Raw genomic sequence first — 16,886 nt, 5'->3', positions numbered from 1 at the left:
ACCTGACCGTCAGGTCGGCGAAGATTGTCCCCGTGATGAGCGACAACACGCACCGGGGTTGGACCAGCCGAACAGCCTGGGAGGGGCGGTTCAACGCTCCGCTGCGCTCGTTCCTGCGCACCGAGACCGGCGGCGCGCGGGTGGTGCTGATCGCCGCGGTGACGGCTCTCCTCTGGGCGAACCTCAGCGCCTCGTCGTACGAGTCGGTCTGGAACACGACCTTTTCAGTCCAGCTCGCCGACTGGCACGTGACACACGATGTGCGTTTCTGGGTCAACAGCGGCCTCATGACGTTCTTCTTCCTGGTCGCGGGGCTGGAGTTGCGACGCGAGTTCGACATCGGTGAGCTGCGGGAGCGGCGTCGCCTGGCGTTGCCGATGCTGGCCGGGGTCGGCGGCATGCTCGTGCCGATCGCGATCTACCTCGCCATCAACGCCGGGCATACCAGCGCGGCGGGCTGGGGTGCCGTGATGGCCACCGACACGGCGCTCGCGCTCGGCGCGCTGGCCGTCTTCGGGCCGCGGTTCTCGGAACGGCTGCGGGGTTTCCTGCTGACCGTCGCCGTCGTCGACGATGTGGTGGCGATCGCAGTGCTGGCCGTCGCGTACCCGCACCACCCCTCGCTGACGGCGCTGATCGTCGCGGCGGCGATCTTCGGCGTCGTCCTGCTCGTCCGGGCCTGGGGTGTGCGGTTCGGGCCGGTCTACGCGCTGCTGGGGGTGGCGGCCTGGCTCGCCGTCTCGATGTCCGGCGTCGATCCGGTCGCGGTGGGTCTGCTGATGGGACTGCTGACCTACGCCTACGCTCCCGGCCGCAGCGACCTGCAGCGGGCCAGCGACCAGTTCCGCCTCTTCCGGGAACAGCCCACCCCGCAACTCGCCCGGATGGCGCAGGCCGGACTCACCTCGGCGCTGTCGCCGAACGAGCGGCTGCAGACGCTTTACCACCCCTGGGCGAGCTACGTGATCGTGCCACTGTTCGCGCTGGCCAACGTCGGCATCGTGATCGACGGTGACCTGCTGGCCAGGGCCGTGACCTCGCCGGTCACGATCGGCGTCGTCCTCGCGTACGTCGTCGGCAAGCCGGCGGGGATCGTGCTCACCGCCTGGCTGGCGACCCGGTTGAGCGGCAACCGATTCCGACCGCCCGTCGGCTGGCTCGCCGTCCTGGGGGTCGGCACGGTATCCGGCATCGGTTTCACCGTCGCGCTCCTGATCGCCACCCACGCACTGAGCGGGCCGGCCCTGGACGAGGCGAAGTTCGGCATCATCGTGTCGACGTTCGGCGCGTCCCTCGTCACCTGGCTGGTGTTCCGCTCGGTCGGGCGGCTTTCGCCGGCGCGGCGGGCACGCGCGCTGCTGGGCGTCGCCGAGGGGATCGTCGACCTGATGCTGCCGGTCGATCCGGACCGCGACCACATGCGCGGCTCGCTTGAGGCACCGGTGACGGTGGTGGAGTACGGGGACTTCGAGTGCCCGTACTGCGGGCAGGCCGAGCCGGTGGTCCGAGAGTTGTTGGCGGACTTCGCCAACGTCCGGTACGTGTGGCGGCACCTGCCACTCACCGATGTCCACCCGCACGCCCAACTCGCCGCCGAGGCGGCCGAGGCGGCGGGGGAGCAGGGCGCCTTCTGGGAGATGCACGACCTGCTGCTCGCTCACCAGGACGCTCTCAACCCCGCCGACGTGCTCGGCTACGCCGAACAACTAGGCCTGAACCTGGACGCGTTCCGGGAGCACATGGTGAAGCGGATGGGAGTGGACCGGATCGCCGAGGACGTCGACTCCGCCGACCTCAGCGGCGTCACCGGCACCCCGACCTTCTTCGTCAACGGGCGGCGACACCACGGCGCTTACGACGTCGCCGCGCTCTCGGCGGCGGTGAAGTCGGCGTTCGCGAGCGCGAAGCTCCGCCCCGAGTACCGCCCTCGGGATCCCGGGCCCCGCGAGGCCGGCCCGGCGAGCTGACCGCCGACCTGCGATCCGCTTCGGCGTAGCGGGATGGGGATGGGTGGGTCGGCGCCTTTGGAGCTGAATCGTTAGCGACATCACCGACGAGGCGTCGCGGCCGACCGAGGGCTTCCAGCCGGGAGGCGGAAGCGGGAGGCACCGCAAGCGGCAGGCACCGCAAGCGGCAGGCACCGCAAGCGGCAGGCATTCGGTCTGATTCGTTTGCGGCATCAGCTCCAAAGGCAGCGCGCCATCCGATAAGCCCCGCAGTGCAGGGCCGGGAGCGCCCCGCAGTGCAGGGCCGGGAGCCCCGCAGTGCAGGGCCGGGAGCCCCGCAGTGCAGGGCCCGCAGCGCCTCCCGGCTCCAGGCGCCGCGAGGGGCGTTCAGGTGGTGGGGAGAGCGGCGAGCCGGGTGGCGCGGCGGCCCGCGACGGCCACGACGACGGCCAGGGCCAGGGCGATCAGAAAGAAGACGTCCGCGCCGGTGAAGGCCGCGTGGAAGCCCGCCGTCGGGTCGGTGGCGGAGCTGGCACGGGTGTACGCGATGGTGAGGATCGCGATGCCGAGCGAGCCACCGAGTTGGTGGGCGACGTTGACGAGACCGGACGCGGCGCCGGCGTCCTGCGGTTCGACTCCGGCGACGCCGCCCTGGGTCATCAGGATGATCGCGATGCCCTGGCCGATTCCGATCACCAGCAGCGGCAGCAGCACGTCCGGGAAGTAGCTGGAGTCGGCCGAGATCCGCGACAGCCACGCCATGCCGACCAGCGCGATGACGAGGGACGCCACCAGCAGGAGGGGACGGCCGAGCCGGTTCTGCAGGGGCCGGATGACGTACACCATGGCGAAGAACATGCCGGTGATGGGCACGTACGCGAAGCCGGTCTGCAGGGCGCTGAGGTGCAGCACCTCCTGGAGGTACTGACTGAGGAAGTAGAAGGTGGAGAAGGTCGCGCCGACGATGAGGATCCGCCCGGCGTACGCCCCGGAGCGTTCCAGGCTGCCGAAGAGTCGCAGTGGGGTGATGGGCTGCGGTGCGCGGTGTTCGATCAGCACGAAGGTGATCAGCAGGACGGCGCCGAGGCCCAACGAGACCACGGTGCCCGGTGCGCTCCAGCCGGCTGCGGCGGCCTGGATGAAGCCGTACACCAGGGCGGTCATGCCGCCGGTGGAGGTCAGCGCACCGCCCAGGTCGAACGTGCCGGCGCGGCGTTCGGTCTCGACCAGGAACCGTGGTGCGAGCAGTGCGATGGCGATGCCGATCGGAACGTTGACGAGCATTCCCCAGCGCCAGGAGAGCAGGTCGGTGAAGACGCCGCCGATGACGATGCCGACGCTGCCGCCAGCGCCGATGACCGCGCTGTAGAGGGCGATCACCCTGGCTCGGGCCCCCGGTTGGGGGTGGTCGGCGACCAGCAGCGCGAGCGTCGAGGGCACCGCGAGCGCGGCGGCGAGGCCCTGCACGACGCGGGCGATGATCAGCCAGCTGCCGCTCTGGGCGAGACCGGCGGCGAGGGACGCCGCGGTGAACAGGGCGATCCCGGCGATGAAGACACGGCGGCGGCCGAGCAGGTCACCGGCTCGGGCGCCGAGCAGGAGCAGGCCCCCGAACGCCAGCACATAGGCGTTCTGCACCCAGGAGAGCCCGGACTGGGAGAAGTCGAACTGCCGCTGCACGTGCGGCAGCGCGGTCGTGATGATCGAGGTGTCCAGCGTCATCATCAGCTGCGAGCCGAGGATGAGCGCCAGGGCGATCCCGCGACGGGTAGCGGGAGTCGGGGACATGGTCCGCCTTCTTTCGGGCTAGACTGATAGGAGACCTCCGGATAAGTGGAGGCCGACTATCACAATAGTGATAGGCGACCTCCGGTTGCTAGTGCTGGGAGACATCGGCATCGTGACGGCCCTCACCCACCTGCGCGTGGCCCGCCCGCACCGGGCCGACGCCGCCCGTAACTACGACGCCGTCCTGGCGGCGGCCCGGGCCGCCTTCGCCGAGCAGGGCGCGGAGGCCCCGCTGGAGGAGATCGCCCGCCGCGCCGGGGTCGGCATCGCCACGCTCTACCGCAACTTCCCGACCCGGGAGGTGCTGGTCGAGAACGTCTACATCACCGAGGTCGAGGCGGTGTGCGAGACGGCCGGGGAGGCTGAACGCCTCGCCCCCCGCGACGGCCTGTACGCGTGGCTGCGGCGCTTCGTGGAGTACATCGGGGCGAAGCAGCCCCTCGCTGCCGGTCTGAACCGGGAGTCCACCGCCTACCTGGAGTGTCGGCGGGCGCTCTACGCCGCCGGTGGGCCACTGCTGGAACGGGCCCAGCGGGCGCGCGAGGTACGCGTCGACGTGACGATCGACGACGTCATGCGATTGGCCAGCGCCATCGCCTCCGGGCACTTCCCCCACCCCGACCAGCGCGATCACGTGCTCGCGGTCGCCCTGGACGGGCTGAGCACGTAGTCGGAGCGACCTCGGCCGTTTCGCCCACGCGTCGATGTCCGAAGTGGAACAGCTGCGGAACGTGTTCGGGGAATCACGGTGGACTCGGGCCCTTGACTCTCGGGAAACATCGGTCCACCATCTGACAACGTTGTCACAGCCCCCCGCCACCTGACAACGTTGTCATACCTGGAGGCACAATGTCCGAGCAATCTCCGCTGTCGCGGCGTACCTTCCTCTCCGCCGGAGCCACGCTGCTGGCGTCGGTCGGGGTGGCCGCGGTCCTACCGGACGCCGTCGCGGCCGCCGCTCCGGCGACGCCGCCTGCCACCCCGCAGGCCACCGACCTGGCCCGGTACCGTCCGGTCGCGGTCTCCTCGACCGACTACGCGCCGACGCCCGCGACCTTCGCCGTGGACGGCCTTCCGCAGGTCGGCGTCCGGGGGAGTGGTTGGCGGGCGGCCGGCAACGCCGATCCACAGTGGATATCGGTGGACCTGCAGGCGCTCTGCCGGGTCGAGGCCGTCACCCTGGTCTTCGAGGCCACGCTCGCCGACGGGCCGTTCGACGGCAACTACACCGACACCGATGGCGACGAGATCCTCTCCAGCGCGGCCACGGCGTACCGCATCGAGGTCTCCACCGACGGCCGCACCTGGCGGTCGGTGTACGAGACGACCGAGGGCCAGGGCGGCGTGCAGGCCATCAAGCTGCCCGAGCCGGTCACCGCCCGCTGGATCCGCATGACGGCCACGAAGCGTTCGAACAGCAACCCGGTGGGCCTCAACGGCTTCCAGGTCTACGGCGTACCCCTGGCCGGCCGGCCGAAGGCCGAGGGCTGGACCAGCTGGGAGGACGGCAACACCGGTCCGGCTCCCGCGCTCACGGTCGCCGCCGACGGGACGGTGCCGCTGGAGTCGGGCTGGTCGTTGACGATGGACGACTTCGCGGGCACCGCCGACGGCGCCGAACTCTCCCGTGCGGGCGTCGACGTCCGGTCCTGGCTGCCGGCGACGGTGCCCGGCACCGTGCTGGGCACCCTGGTCGAGCAGGGCCACCTGCCCGATCCGGTGGCCGGCTTCAACAACATGCGCATCCCGGAGGCGTTGTCCCGGCACACGTGGTGGTACCGGCGTGCCCTGCGGTTGCCGCGCGAGCTGGACACCTCGGCCGGTCGGCGGATCTGGCTCGAGTTCGACGGCATCAACCACGAGGCGACCGCCTGGGTCAACGGCGTGCAGGTCGGCAGCGTCAAGCACCCGTTCGCGCGGGCGGCGTTCGACATCACCGACGCCCTCGCCGGTCACCGCGGTGAGCACGTTCTCGCCGTCCGGGTCACCCCGATGCCGCACCAGGGCACCCCCGGCGACAAGGGCTCCGACGGCCGTACCTTCCTCCAGTCGGCCCACCACTACCTCGACGCGCCGACCTACCTCGCGGTGTCCGGGTGGGACTGGATGCCGGCCGTCCGGGACCGGGTCACCGGCCTCTGGGACCACGTCCGGCTGCGCAGCACCGGTGCCGTGGTCGTCGGCGACCCGCACGTGCAGACCACGCTGCCGGACCTGCCGGACACCAGCGCCGCCGAGGTCACCATCCGGGTGCCGGTCCGCAACGCGACGGCCACCGCCACCACCGTCACCGTCCGCGCGGAGTTCGACAAGGTACGCGTCGAGTCCACCGTCACCGTCCCCGCCGGCGCAAGCACCACCGTCACCTTCGCACCGGAGCGCTTCCCCGCACTGCGTCTGCGCAAGCCCCGGCTGTGGTGGCCCAACGGCTACGGCGACCCCCACCTGTACGACCTCACGCTCACCGCCACCGTCAAGCGCAAGCTCAGCGACCGGCGTGAGCTGCGCTTCGGTGTCCGGCAGTTCGCCTACGACTGGCACCAGCCGATCCAGATCTCGCCGCCCGGCAAGCCCGCGCTGGACTTCGTCGACGGGGCGGCGACGCAGACCGTCACGTTCGACCGGCAGCACGCCCGGCACGTGCGCATCCAGGCCGGTCAGCGCGCGACCGGCTGGGGCATCTCGATGTTCGCGCTGTCGGTGGCCGACGGCACCGGCCCGGACCTCGCCCTGCACCGCGACGCGACCGCCTCGTCGGCGGAGAACGACACCAACGTGGCCGCCAAGGCCGTCGACGGCGACGCGGCGACGCGCTGGGCCTCGAAGGCCGAGGACGACCAGTGGATCCAGGTCGACCTCGGCGCGGCGGTCGACTTCGACCGGGTCACCGTCGTCTGGGAGCAGGCGTACGCCCTGGACTACCGCGTCCAGGTCTCCGCCGACGGGCAGTCGTGGACCGACGTGAAGTCGGTCAGCAACGACACCCCGCTGGGCAGCCGCGCCGAGCAGGTCGAGACGTTCGCCAGCCAGACCGCCCGGCACGTGCGCGTCCAGACCGGTGCTCGGGCGACCTCGTGGGGGGTGTCCATGTGGACGCTCTCGGTGCGGCGGCAGGCCGAGCCGGACGTGGACCTGGCCCTGGGCCGGGCCGCCAGCGCGTCGTCGTCGGACGGCGACTCCAACGGCCCCGACCGGGCCGTCGACGGCAACCCCCGGACCCGCTGGTCGTCGACGTTCGAGGACGACCAGTGGATCCAGGTCGACCTGGGCGCACCGGTCACCTTCGACCAGGTCGCCATCGTCTGGGAGCAGGCGTACGCCCGCGACTTCGTCATCCAGGTCTCCGACGACGGGCAGTCGTGGGTCGACGTGAAGTCGGTCAGCAACAAGATCACCGAGCTGAAGATCAGTGTCAACGGTGTGCCGGTGTTCGCCCGGGGCGGCAACTGGGGCTGGGACGAGCTGCTGCGCCGGGTGCTGCCCGACCGGCTGGCCGACACCGTCGAGATGCACCGCGACATGAACTTCACGATGATCCGCAACTGGCTCGGCAGCAGCAACCGCGAGGAGCTGTACCAGGCCTGCGACGAGCAGGGCATCCTGGTCTGGAACGACTTCTGGCAGGCCGGCGGGTTCCTGCCCAACCCGCCGGGCTACGTGGACATCGCCGCCGACACGATCCGGCGGTTCCGGCACCACCCGAGCATCGTGGTGTGGTGTGGCGCCAACGAGGGTGACCCGCCGCCGATCGTCGACGCCGGCCTCAAGCAGGCCGTCAGCACCGAGCACCCGGAGATCCTCTACATTCCCAACTCCGCGAGCGGCATCGTGAGCGGGCGCGGGCCGTACCACTGGGTCGACCCGACGACCTACACCGACGTGACGATGTACGAGGCCGACTCCTTCGGCTTCCACACCGAGATCGGCATGCCGGTCGTGTCGGTGGTGGAGAGCATGCGCAACCTCGTCGGCGACGCGAAGGAGTGGCCGATCAGCGAGGTGTGGAACTACCACGACTGGTCGACCATCGGTAACCAGCGCGTCGGCACGTACCAGGCGGCCATCGACGCCCGGCTCGGCGAGTCCGACTCACTCGACGAGTTCGCCACCCGGGCGCAGTTCGTCAACTACGAGAGTCACCGCGCCATGTTCGAGGCGTGGAACGCCAACCTGTGGAAGGACGCCACCGGTCTGCTGCTGTGGATGTCGCACCCGGCGTGGCACAGCACGGTCTGGCAGACCTACGACTACGACCTCGACGTGAACGGCGCCTACTACGGGGCCCGCAAGGGGTGCGAGCCGCTGCACGTGCAGGCCGACCCGGGCACCTGGCAGGTCCGGGTGGTCAACCACACCGCGGCGGCGGTCACCGGCGTGACGGTCACCGCCCGGCGGTACGACCTGAGCGGCCGGTCGTTGGGTACCCCGCAGCGGCAGCGGGTGGACGTGCCCCGCTCGGCGACGACGGCGGTCTTCCCGCTCGCCGCGCCGGACGGTGGTGGGCTGCACCTGGTCCGCCTGGAACTGCGCGACAGCCGCGACCGGCTGCTCACCGAGAACACCTACTGGCGCTACGACACGGCCGAGCAGATGCGGGCGCTCAACGACGTGCCGAGCACCCGCCTGTCGACGTCGTCGAGCACGGTACGGGTGGTGGACGGGCGGAACACCGTCACCGCGACGGTCCGTAATCAGGGTCGTACGGTCGCCGCTCTGGTGCGGCTCTCCGTGCGCGACCAGCGCGGCGACCGGGTTCTGCCGGCCCGCTACGACGACAACTACTTCTGGCTTCTGCCGGGGGAGACCCGCGAGGTGCGGGTCTCCTGGCCCGTGCGGCCGGGCCTCACCCGTCAGGCCAGGGTGACGGCCCAGGCGTACAACTCCTAGACGAGTAGGTCCGACGTCTGGTCGGTGGTCGTCGGCGATCAGGATGCTTCGCGATGTGCTGTTGAGCGCTATGCCTCGAAGTCATGGATATGACTTCGAGGCATAGCGCTCACTGTCACATCCGCCTCCAGCGAGCTGACTGACGGTCACCGCCAGGGACGTAGAGCCACGCACGGGGGTCTTGCGGGGCTCATCGTATACAACATACGCTCCCCGAATCGCCCATTCGAGGAGCTCTCCATGACGAACCTCACCGTCAGCGAAACGAGCCGTCTACTCCGGGCCGCGGTCGCGGCGGCCACCGTCGTCTGCGCGGTCGTCGCCTGTTCACCGGTGTCGAACAGCGGCGACGGCGACCCGTCCGGCGACAACCAGTCGGCAGGCCAGGACTCCTTCGGTACGCCCGCGGACCCCGCCGCCGTGAAGCAGGGCGGCAAACTGGTCATCGCCCTCTCCGCCGAGCCCGACGCGTTGGACCCGACGCTGTCGAGAAGCCTCTACTCCCGCTACGTCTTCCAGGCGATGTGCCAGAAGCTCTACGACGTCGACGAGAAGGCGCAGGTCGTACCGCAGCTCGCGACCGCGCTGCCCACCACCAGCGGCGACGGCCGGACGGTGACCATCCCGCTGCGCCCCGGCGTGCGCTTCGCGGACGGGACACCGTTCGACTCCGCCGCCGTGAAGGCCACAGTGCAACGCCACCTCACCAACTCCCGGTCGGCGCGCAAGAGCGAACTCGGTCCCATCGACGGCGTCGACACCCCGGACGCGCAGACCGTCGTCCTGCGGTTGAAGCAGCCGTTCGCGCCGCTGCTCGGCGCCCTCGCCGACCGGGCCGGCATGATCATGAGCCCCAAGGCGCTGCAGGGTCTGGGTGACGACTTCGCCTCCGCACCGGTCTGCGTCGGCCCCTTCAAGTTCGCCAAGCGGGTGCCGCAGAACTCGATCGACGTCGTGAAGGACCCGAACTACTACGACGCCAGCAAGGTGCACCTCGACGCCATCTCGTGGCGGATCCTCACCGACGCGAGCATCCGCGCCGCCAACCTGCGCTCCGGCGACGTGCAGGTCGCCGACAGCGTGTCCACCCAGGACTTCGCCGCACTGCGGCAGGACGCCGCGGTCTCCGTCCTGCAGTCGCAGTCCCTCGGATACCAGGGCCTGACCATCAACGTCGGAAACGTCGACGGCGTCGGCACCGCGCCCAAGCCCATCAACCGTCCGCTCGCGCAGAACGCCAAGGTCCGCCAGGCGTTCGAGCACGCCATCGACCGCAAGGCGCTGGTCGACGCGGTCTTCAACGGCATGCACACCGTCGCCTGCTCCCCGATCTCACCCGCGAGCCCGTTCTCCTCACCCGAGGCGCAGACCTGCCCGGCGCACGACCCCACGAAGTCCAAGCAGCTGCTCACCGAGGCGGGCGTGCCGACGCCGTACCCGGTGACGATGCTCGCCTCCAACACCCCCGACACGCTGCGGCTCGCGCAGGCGTTGCAGTCCATGGTCAAGGACGGCGGGTTCGACCTGAAGATCAACCCGGTCGAGTACTCGTCGCTCCTCGACGAGCAGGACCGCGGCAACTTCGAGTTGTTGCAGCTCGGCTGGAGCGGGCGGATCGACCCGGACGCCAACATCACGAACTTCGTCGGCACCGGGGCCAGCCAGAACGTCGCCGGCTACGGCAACCCGCAGCTCGACGCCCTGCTCACCCAGGCCCGCCAGTCCGGCGACGTCGAGGAGCGCAAGAAGCTGTACGGGCAGGCGGTCACCGTGCTCCAGCAGGACGACGCGCTCATCTACCTCTACCGTCAGCGGAACCTGACCGCCGTCAGCAAGCAGATCCAGGGCCTCCAGGTCTTCCCGGACGGTGTGCTCCGCGCGGGCTTCGCCGGCTTCGCCAAGTAGGTCACCGTGGCCCGATATCTGCTCACCCGCGCCTGGCAGTCGGCGCTGACCCTGCTGCTGTCGACGATCGTGGTCTTCGTCGGCGTGCGGGCGCTCCCCGGTGACCCGGCCCTCGCGCTCGCCGGCGAGGACCGCTCGCCGGAGGCGTTGGAGGCGATCCGCCGGCACTACGGGCTGGACCAGCCGCTGCCGGTCCAGTTCGCGCAGTACGTGGAGCGCATGGCGCAGGGCGACTTCGGGGAGTCGATCCGCACCGGCACGCCGGTCTCGTCGATGCTCACGACCGCCCTGCCGGTGACCATCGAGTTGTCCGTCCTGGCGATCCTCATCGCCTCGGCGCTCGGGGTCGGGGCCGGCGTGCTGGCGGCGGTGCGTCGTGGGCGACCGGCGGAGTGGCTCGCCAACGGCATGGCCCTGGTGGGCCTGTCGGTGCCGCACTTCTGGCTCGGGCTGCTCGCGATCCTCTACCTGTCCGTGGCGTCCGGGCTGTTCCCCGCCTCCGGCTTCGTGCCGGTCCTGGAGGATCCGGTGGACAACCTGCACCACATCATCCTGCCCGCGGTGATCCTCGGGACCGGTCTCGCCGCCATCATCATGCGGCAGACCCGCTCGGCGATGCTGGACTCGCTCTCGTCGGACTACGTGCGAACGGCGAAGGCGAAGGGCCTACGGCCGCGTGCCGTCATCACCCGACACGCACTGCGCAACAGCCTCATCGTGGTGGTGACCGTCGTGGGTCTCCAACTCGGCGGGCTGATCTCCGGCGCGGTCGTCACCGAGCAGATCTTCGGGCTGCCGGGCTTCGGCAAGATGACCATCGATGCGGTGTTCCAACGGGACTATCCCGTGATCCAGGCCGTCGTCCTGCTCACCGCGACGGCCTACATCGTGATCAACTTCTTCGTGGACCTGCTCTACTCGGTCATCGACCCCCGCATCCGGGTGACGGGAGATCCGGCATGACCGTCCTCGCCGTACCGATGGCCGAGACCGCCGCCGGCGTCACCCGGCGTACGCGGGTGCTGCGCCGGTTGCGTCGCAACCCTCTCGCCGTGGTGAGCTTCGTCGTCCTCGCGCTGGCCGGCGTCATCGCGCTGCTCTCTCCGTGGATCGCGCCCTACTCCGTCGACCAGACCGACTTCGCCCGTACTCTCGCACCACCCGGCACCGCCGGGCACGTGCTCGGCACCGACGACCTCGGTCGGGACGTCCTCTCCCGCATCATGCTCGGCGCCCGGGCGTCGTTGCAGGTGGGGCTGCTGGCGGTGGCCACCTCCCTGCTCATCGGGGTGCCACTCGGGCTGGCGGCCGGTTACTTCCGGGCTTGGGACGCGGTCATCTCACGCTTCACCGACCTGCTGCTCGCCTTCCCGTTCCTGATCATGGCGGTGGGGTTGGCGGCCATCCGGGGAGCCAGCCTCGGCAACGCCGCGGTGGCCATCGGCATCGCCCAGATTCCCGGGGTGATCCGGGTCGTCCGCTCGGACACGCTGCGCCTCAAGTCGTTGGACTTCGTCGCGGCGGCAGTGGTGGACGGGGCGAGTGACCTGTGGGTGCTGGCCCGGCACATCCTGCCGAACGCGACGTCGGTGATCCTGGTGCAGGCCACGGTCGCCATCCCGGCCGCGATCCTCGGTGAGGCGGTGCTGTCCTTCCTCGGCCTCGGCATCCAGCCACCGGCACCCAGCCTGGGCACCATGCTGGCGACCGCCCAGCAGTTCGCCGCCCGGGCACCGTGGGCGGCGGTCTTCCCCGGCGTGGTGATCATGGGCCTGGCGCTGGCGTTCAACGTCTTCGGTGACGCCCTGCGCGACGCCCTCGACCCGAAGGGAGACCGCCGATGACCACGGCGACAGCGCCCGTGCTGGAGATCCGCGACCTCTCGGTGTCGTTCCGGACCGAGACCGGCACCGTCTCGGCGGTGGACGGCGTCAGCCTGGACCTCGCCGCCGGGGAGATCGTCGGGATGGTCGGCGAGTCGGGGTGCGGCAAGAGCGTCACCGCGATGAGCATCGCCGGCCTACTTCCCGGCAGCGCCCGGGTCAGCGGCTCCGTACGCCTCGACGGCGCCGAGCTGGTCGGCGCGCGCGAGTCGGCGCTGCGCCGGGTACGCGGCCAGGAGATCGCCTACATCTTCCAGGAGCCGATGACGTCGTTGAACCCGGTGCTCACGGTCGGGCGGCAGATCGGGGAGGTGCTCCAGGTCCACGAGCGGATGTCCCGACGGGCTGCGCGGGCGCGCGCCGTCGAGCTGCTGACGCTCGTCGGGATCCCGTCCGCCGCACGTCGGGTCGACACGTATCCGCACCAGCTCTCCGGCGGCATGCGTCAACGCGTCATGATCGCGATGGCGGTGTCCTGCGGCCCGAAGGTGCTGGTGGCCGACGAGCCGACCACCGCGCTGGACGTCACCGTCCAGGCCGGCATCCTGCAGGTGCTGCGGGACCTGCGCGACCGGCTCGGCACGAGCGTCCTCGTCATCACGCACGACCTCGGCGTGATCGCCGACATCGCGGACCGCGTCGTCGTCATGTACGCGGGGCGGGTGGTGGAGCGGGCACCGGTGGACGACCTGTTCGCACACCCTCGGCACCGGTACACCGCGGGGCTGCTGTCGGCGTCACCACAGCCGGGGCGGCACGCCGGCACGGACCGGTTGACCGAGATCCCCGGACTGGTGCCGGTGCTGTCGACCCCACCCGACGCGTGCACCTTCGCGGACCGCTGCGCGGCCGCCGACACGACATGCCGCGACGCCGCCCCGCCACTGGAGGGCATCGGTGGCACGGACCACGTGGCGGCCTGCTGGCATCCTTGCTCGACGGTGACCCAGGAGGTGACCCGATGACGCCGCAGCCGAACGCCCTGGAGATCGAGGACCTGGTGATGCACTTCGGCCCGGTCCGCGCCGTGGACGGGGTGTCGCTGACCATCCCGAGGGGTCGGGTCACCGCGCTGGTGGGGGAGAGCGGCTCCGGCAAGTCGACGGTGGGTCGCTGCGTGGTGCGGCTGGTCGAGCCCACCGGGGGGACGGTGCGGATCGCCGGCACCGACGTCACCCACCTGTCCCGTCGGCGGCTTCGCCCGCACCGGAGCGCGGTGTCGATCGTCTTCCAGGACCCGGCCGGGTCGCTGGACCCGCGCATGCTGGTGGGCGAAATCGTCGCCGAGCCGCTGCGGCTGGCCGGCAGGCGGCTCTCCCGACGCGACCGGGACACCCGCGTCGCCCCGCAGCTCGAACGGGTGGGCCTGCGCCCCGAGGTGGCACGTCGCTATCCCCACGAGCTGTCCGGTGGGCAACGCCAACGGGTCAGCATCGCCCGGGCACTGATCTCCGAGCCCATGCTGCTCATCGCCGACGAACCTACGAGCGCACTCGACGTGTCGGTGCAGGCGTCGGTGCTCAACCTCCTCGCCGACCTGCAACGCGACATCGGGTTCGCCTGCCTCTTCATCACCCACGACCTGTCCGCTGTCGAGTACCTGGCCGACGACATCGCCGTCATGTACCTGGGGCAGCTCGTCGAGCAGGGCAGCCGCGAGCGGATCTTCGCCCGGCCCGCCCACCCGTACACGCAGGCACTGCTGTCCGCCGCGCCGGTGGCCGACCCGGTGCGCCAACGGCAGCGGCAGCCGGTGCTGCTCGGCGACGACCTGCCCTCCGCACTGGACCCGCCGTCGGGCTGCCGGTTCCGGACCCGGTGCCCGCTCGCGTTCGACAGGTGTGCGACGGAGGTGCCGGCGCAGACGGCGATCGGCGACGGCATGGCCGCGTGTCACCTGGTCCGGCCGGACGGCACCGGTCCCGACGTTCGCACCGCAGATCCCAGTGAGGTGTTGTCATGACGTTCACCACCCGACCCACGTTGCAGGGCACCTTCGGCATGGTGTCCTCGACGCACTGGCTCGCCAGCCAGGCGGCGATGGGCATCCTCGAACGCGGGGGCAACGCCTTCGACGCCGCGGTCACCGCCGGGTTCGTCCTGCACGTGGTCGAGCCGCACCTGAACGGGCCGGGTGGCGAGGTCCCGGCCATCGTGGCCACCGCGCAGGACCCGAGGCCGAAGGTGCTGTGCGGCCAGGGGCCGGCACCGGCCGGGGCCACCATCGCGCACTTCCGTTCCCTGGGGATGGACCTCGTCCCGGGGGCCGGGCCGCTCGCGGCGGCCGTACCCGGTGCGGTGGACGCCTGGCTCCTGCTGCTGCGCGAACACGGCACGCTCACCCTCGCCGAGGTGCTGGAGCCGGCGATCGGCTACGCCGGCGCCGGACACCCGCTGGTGGGCCGGGTCGGTGACACAGTGGCGGCCGTGCGGTCGTTGTTCGAGGAACACTGGCCCACGTCCGCCGCGCTCTGGCTGCGCGGCGGCCGTCCACCGCGTGCGGGGGAGATGGTCACCAACCCGGCGTACGCGGACACCCTGCGCCGACTCGTCGAGGCGGGGCAGTCGGCGGGTGCCGACCGGGAGGCACAGATCGAGGCGGCGCGACGGGCCTGGGGCACCGGTTTCGTCGCCGAGGCGATCGACGCGTTCAGCCGACGACCGTTCCACGACTCCAGCGGCCGACCGCATGCCGGTCTGGTCAGCGGGGACGACCTGGCCGCGTACTCGGCGACCTGGGAGCAGCCCGCCACCCTCGACTGGCGCGGCTACTCGGTGGCGAAGACCGGTTTCTGGGGCCAGGGCCCGGTGCTGCTGGAGGCGCTGGCCACCCTCGACGCGCTCGACGACCCGGCCGCGTACGACCCGGGCACCGCGACCGGTGTGCACGCCCAGGTCGAGGCGCTCAAGCTCGCCTTCGCCGACCGGGAGGCCTGGTACGGCGACGACGTCGACGTGCCCGCCAAGGCGCTGCTCTCCCGGGACTACGCGCGGGAGCGGGCGGCCCTGGTCGGTGACCGTGCGGCGGCTCAGTTGCGGCCGGGCCGCCCCGATGGTGCGCAGCCACGCCTGCCGGCCCACGTCCGGCCCGGGGCCGGGCAGCGGGCCGACCCGACGGATGCGGCGACGGGGGAGCCGACGGTGCAGCCGGACGGGGTGACCCGGGGCGACACCTGCCACGTCGACGTGGTCGACCGGTGGGGCAACATGATCTCCGCCACCCCGAGCGGCGGCTGGTTGCAGAGCTCGCCCACCATCCCGGAACTCGGCTTTCCGCTGGGCAGCAGGTTGCAGATGTTCTGGCTGGAGGAAGGTCTCGCCTCGTCGTTGGCGCCGGGTCGCCGGCCGCGTACGACGTTGAGCCCGACGATGGTGCACCGCGACGGGGAACCGGTGCTGGCCTGCGGGACGCCCGGTGGCGACCAGCAGGACCAGTGGCAGTTGCCGTTCCTGCTGCGGCACCTCGTCGGCGGTCAGTCCCTTCAGGAGGCCATCGACGCGCCGGCCTGGCACACGCTCAGCCTGCCGGGGTCGTTCTATCCACGCGACATGGAACCCGGCGTGCTGGTGGTGGAGGACCGGTACGACGACAGCGTCCTGGCGGCCCTGCGGGCGTACGGGCACGAGGTGCGGGTCGTCGACGGGTGGAGCCTCGGTCGGCTCTGTGCGGTGACCCGTGACCCGGCCACGGGCGTGCTCGGCGCGGGTGCGAACCCCCGCGGGATGCAGGGCTACGCGTGCGGCCGTTAGGGCCGGCCGTAACCGCCTTCGGCGTTCTCGTGGGCTGCGGCGGATGCCGCGTCGAGGTGGGCGAGCGCCGCCTGCTCGGCGCGGTCCCCGTCGCCTGACTCGATGGCGTCGACGAGCTGGATGTGCTCGGCCCACGAGTGTGGTGCGCGTTCCGCCGCCCCGAGCCGGAAGACCCACTGGACATGGAGGTAGAGCGACTTGGCTATCGACGACAGCCAGGGGTTTCCGCTGATCTGGAGGATGCGCAGGTGCAGCATGCTGTTCAGTTCGGCGACCCGGGCCAGGTCCTGCCGTTGGGTCGCCTCGCGGCCCTGGTCGAGCAGGGCCCGTAGGGCGGCCACGTCGGCGGCGGTGGCCCGTTCGGCGGCCAGCCGGGCGGCCAGCGTCTCCAGGCGCTCGCGGACGGCGAACATGTCGGCGATGGTTCCGCTGCTCGGTGAGGCGACGACCGCTCCCCGGCGGGGGAGGATCAGGACGAAGCCTTCGGCCTCGGCGACGCGGAGAGCCTCCCGGACGGGGTTGCGGGAGACGCCGAAGTCCTCTGCCAGCCGGTCCTCGGTGAGCCGTTCACCGGGTAGGTAGTTGCCGTCGATGATCGCGGTGCGCAGTGCGGCGAGGACCTGGTCGCGTAGCGGCAGGTGTTGCGCGCCGAGCTTGTCCCGCAGATCTTCAGCCACCTGGTCGCCTCTCGTGAACATGTCCGGACAGAGTGTATACGAAGAACAAT

Annotated in this window: 11 protein-coding genes; 9 read left to right on the top strand and 2 right to left on the bottom strand. The window is 71.1% G+C overall.

What is annotated here, in order from left to right:
- The first annotated feature begins 35 nt into the window (after nt 1–35).
- Nucleotides 36–1,967 carry a Na+/H+ antiporter NhaA gene (locus O7614_RS19970; RefSeq protein WP_278139988.1) on the top strand — a complete coding sequence of 644 codons (1,932 nt, stop codon included), beginning with the start codon at nt 36–38 and terminating at the stop codon, nt 1,965–1,967.
- Nucleotides 1,968–2,333: 366 nt separating this feature from the next.
- On the opposite strand, the gene O7614_RS19965 is transcribed toward O7614_RS19970, so the two are convergent.
- Nucleotides 2,334–3,734 (bottom strand): MFS transporter, encoded by a 1,401-nt coding sequence (locus O7614_RS19965; protein ID WP_278139987.1) that lies wholly within the window; start codon nt 3,732–3,734, stop codon nt 2,334–2,336.
- Between the two features lie 112 nt (nt 3,735–3,846).
- Here O7614_RS19965 and O7614_RS19960 point away from each other — a divergent pair, with 112 nt between their 5' ends.
- The 8 genes from O7614_RS19960 (at nt 3,847) to O7614_RS19925 (ending at nt 16,159) form a co-directional block, all read left to right on the top strand.
- A complete protein-coding gene (locus tag O7614_RS19960) occupies nt 3,847–4,404 on the top strand; it encodes a TetR family transcriptional regulator (RefSeq protein ID WP_278139986.1) in 558 nt (185 codons plus the stop codon).
- A gap of 179 nt (nt 4,405–4,583) precedes the next feature.
- The gene (locus O7614_RS19955; RefSeq protein WP_278139985.1) at nt 4,584–8,621 is read left to right on the top strand and encodes a discoidin domain-containing protein; all 4,038 of its coding nucleotides are present in this window, start codon (nt 4,584–4,586) and stop codon (nt 8,619–8,621) included.
- 240 nt (nt 8,622–8,861) lie between these two features.
- The gene (locus tag O7614_RS19950; protein WP_278139984.1) at nt 8,862–10,526 is read left to right on the top strand and encodes an ABC transporter substrate-binding protein; all 1,665 of its coding nucleotides are present in this window, start codon (nt 8,862–8,864) and stop codon (nt 10,524–10,526) included.
- A gap of 6 nt (nt 10,527–10,532) precedes the next feature.
- Nucleotides 10,533–11,489 carry an ABC transporter permease gene (locus tag O7614_RS19945; protein WP_278139983.1) on the top strand — a complete coding sequence of 319 codons (957 nt, stop codon included), beginning with the start codon at nt 10,533–10,535 and terminating at the stop codon, nt 11,487–11,489.
- Nucleotides 11,486–12,370 carry an ABC transporter permease gene (locus O7614_RS19940; protein WP_278139982.1) on the top strand — a complete coding sequence of 295 codons (885 nt, stop codon included), beginning with the start codon at nt 11,486–11,488 and terminating at the stop codon, nt 12,368–12,370. The genes O7614_RS19945 and O7614_RS19940 overlap by 4 nt, the downstream gene beginning before the upstream one ends.
- Nucleotides 12,367–13,374, top strand: a complete 1,008-nt coding sequence (locus tag O7614_RS19935) for an ABC transporter ATP-binding protein (protein ID WP_278139981.1) — start codon at nt 12,367–12,369, stop codon at nt 13,372–13,374. Before O7614_RS19940 ends, O7614_RS19935 begins: the two co-directional genes overlap by 4 nt.
- Nucleotides 13,371–14,372, top strand: a complete 1,002-nt coding sequence (locus O7614_RS19930) for an oligopeptide/dipeptide ABC transporter ATP-binding protein (protein ID WP_278139980.1) — start codon at nt 13,371–13,373, stop codon at nt 14,370–14,372. The genes O7614_RS19935 and O7614_RS19930 overlap by 4 nt, the downstream gene beginning before the upstream one ends.
- Nucleotides 14,369–16,159 carry a gamma-glutamyltransferase family protein gene (locus O7614_RS19925; RefSeq protein WP_278139979.1) on the top strand — a complete coding sequence of 597 codons (1,791 nt, stop codon included), beginning with the start codon at nt 14,369–14,371 and terminating at the stop codon, nt 16,157–16,159. The genes O7614_RS19930 and O7614_RS19925 overlap by 4 nt, the downstream gene beginning before the upstream one ends.
- Here the strand turns inward: O7614_RS19925 and O7614_RS19920 are convergent.
- Nucleotides 16,156–16,857 carry a GntR family transcriptional regulator gene (locus O7614_RS19920; RefSeq protein WP_278139978.1) on the bottom strand — a complete coding sequence of 234 codons (702 nt, stop codon included), beginning with the start codon at nt 16,855–16,857 and terminating at the stop codon, nt 16,156–16,158. The genes O7614_RS19925 and O7614_RS19920 overlap by 4 nt on opposite strands.
- Nucleotides 16,858–16,886 lie beyond the last annotated feature (29 nt).

It is taken from the genome of Micromonospora sp. WMMD961, from assembly GCF_029626145.1.
Classification (GTDB): domain Bacteria; phylum Actinomycetota; class Actinomycetes; order Mycobacteriales; family Micromonosporaceae; genus Micromonospora.
Note: the sequence above shows the minus strand (reverse complement) of the source record. Positions and strands in the feature narration are given on the sequence as shown.

Coding starts and splice junctions, on each gene's coding strand:
- O7614_RS19970 (WP_278139988.1), top strand. CDS start 36: ATGAGCGACAACACGCACCGGGGTTGGACCAGCCGAACAGCCTGGGAG.
- O7614_RS19965 (WP_278139987.1), bottom strand. CDS start 3,734: ATGTCCCCGACTCCCGCTACCCGTCGCGGGATCGCCCTGGCGCTCATC.
- O7614_RS19955 (WP_278139985.1), top strand. CDS start 4,584: ATGTCCGAGCAATCTCCGCTGTCGCGGCGTACCTTCCTCTCCGCCGGA.
- O7614_RS19950 (WP_278139984.1), top strand. CDS start 8,862: ATGACGAACCTCACCGTCAGCGAAACGAGCCGTCTACTCCGGGCCGCG.
- O7614_RS19940 (WP_278139982.1), top strand. CDS start 11,486: ATGACCGTCCTCGCCGTACCGATGGCCGAGACCGCCGCCGGCGTCACC.
- O7614_RS19935 (WP_278139981.1), top strand. CDS start 12,367: ATGACCACGGCGACAGCGCCCGTGCTGGAGATCCGCGACCTCTCGGTG.
- O7614_RS19930 (WP_278139980.1), top strand. CDS start 13,371: ATGACGCCGCAGCCGAACGCCCTGGAGATCGAGGACCTGGTGATGCAC.
- O7614_RS19925 (WP_278139979.1), top strand. CDS start 14,369: ATGACGTTCACCACCCGACCCACGTTGCAGGGCACCTTCGGCATGGTG.
- O7614_RS19920 (WP_278139978.1), bottom strand. CDS start 16,857: ATGTTCACGAGAGGCGACCAGGTGGCTGAAGATCTGCGGGACAAGCTC.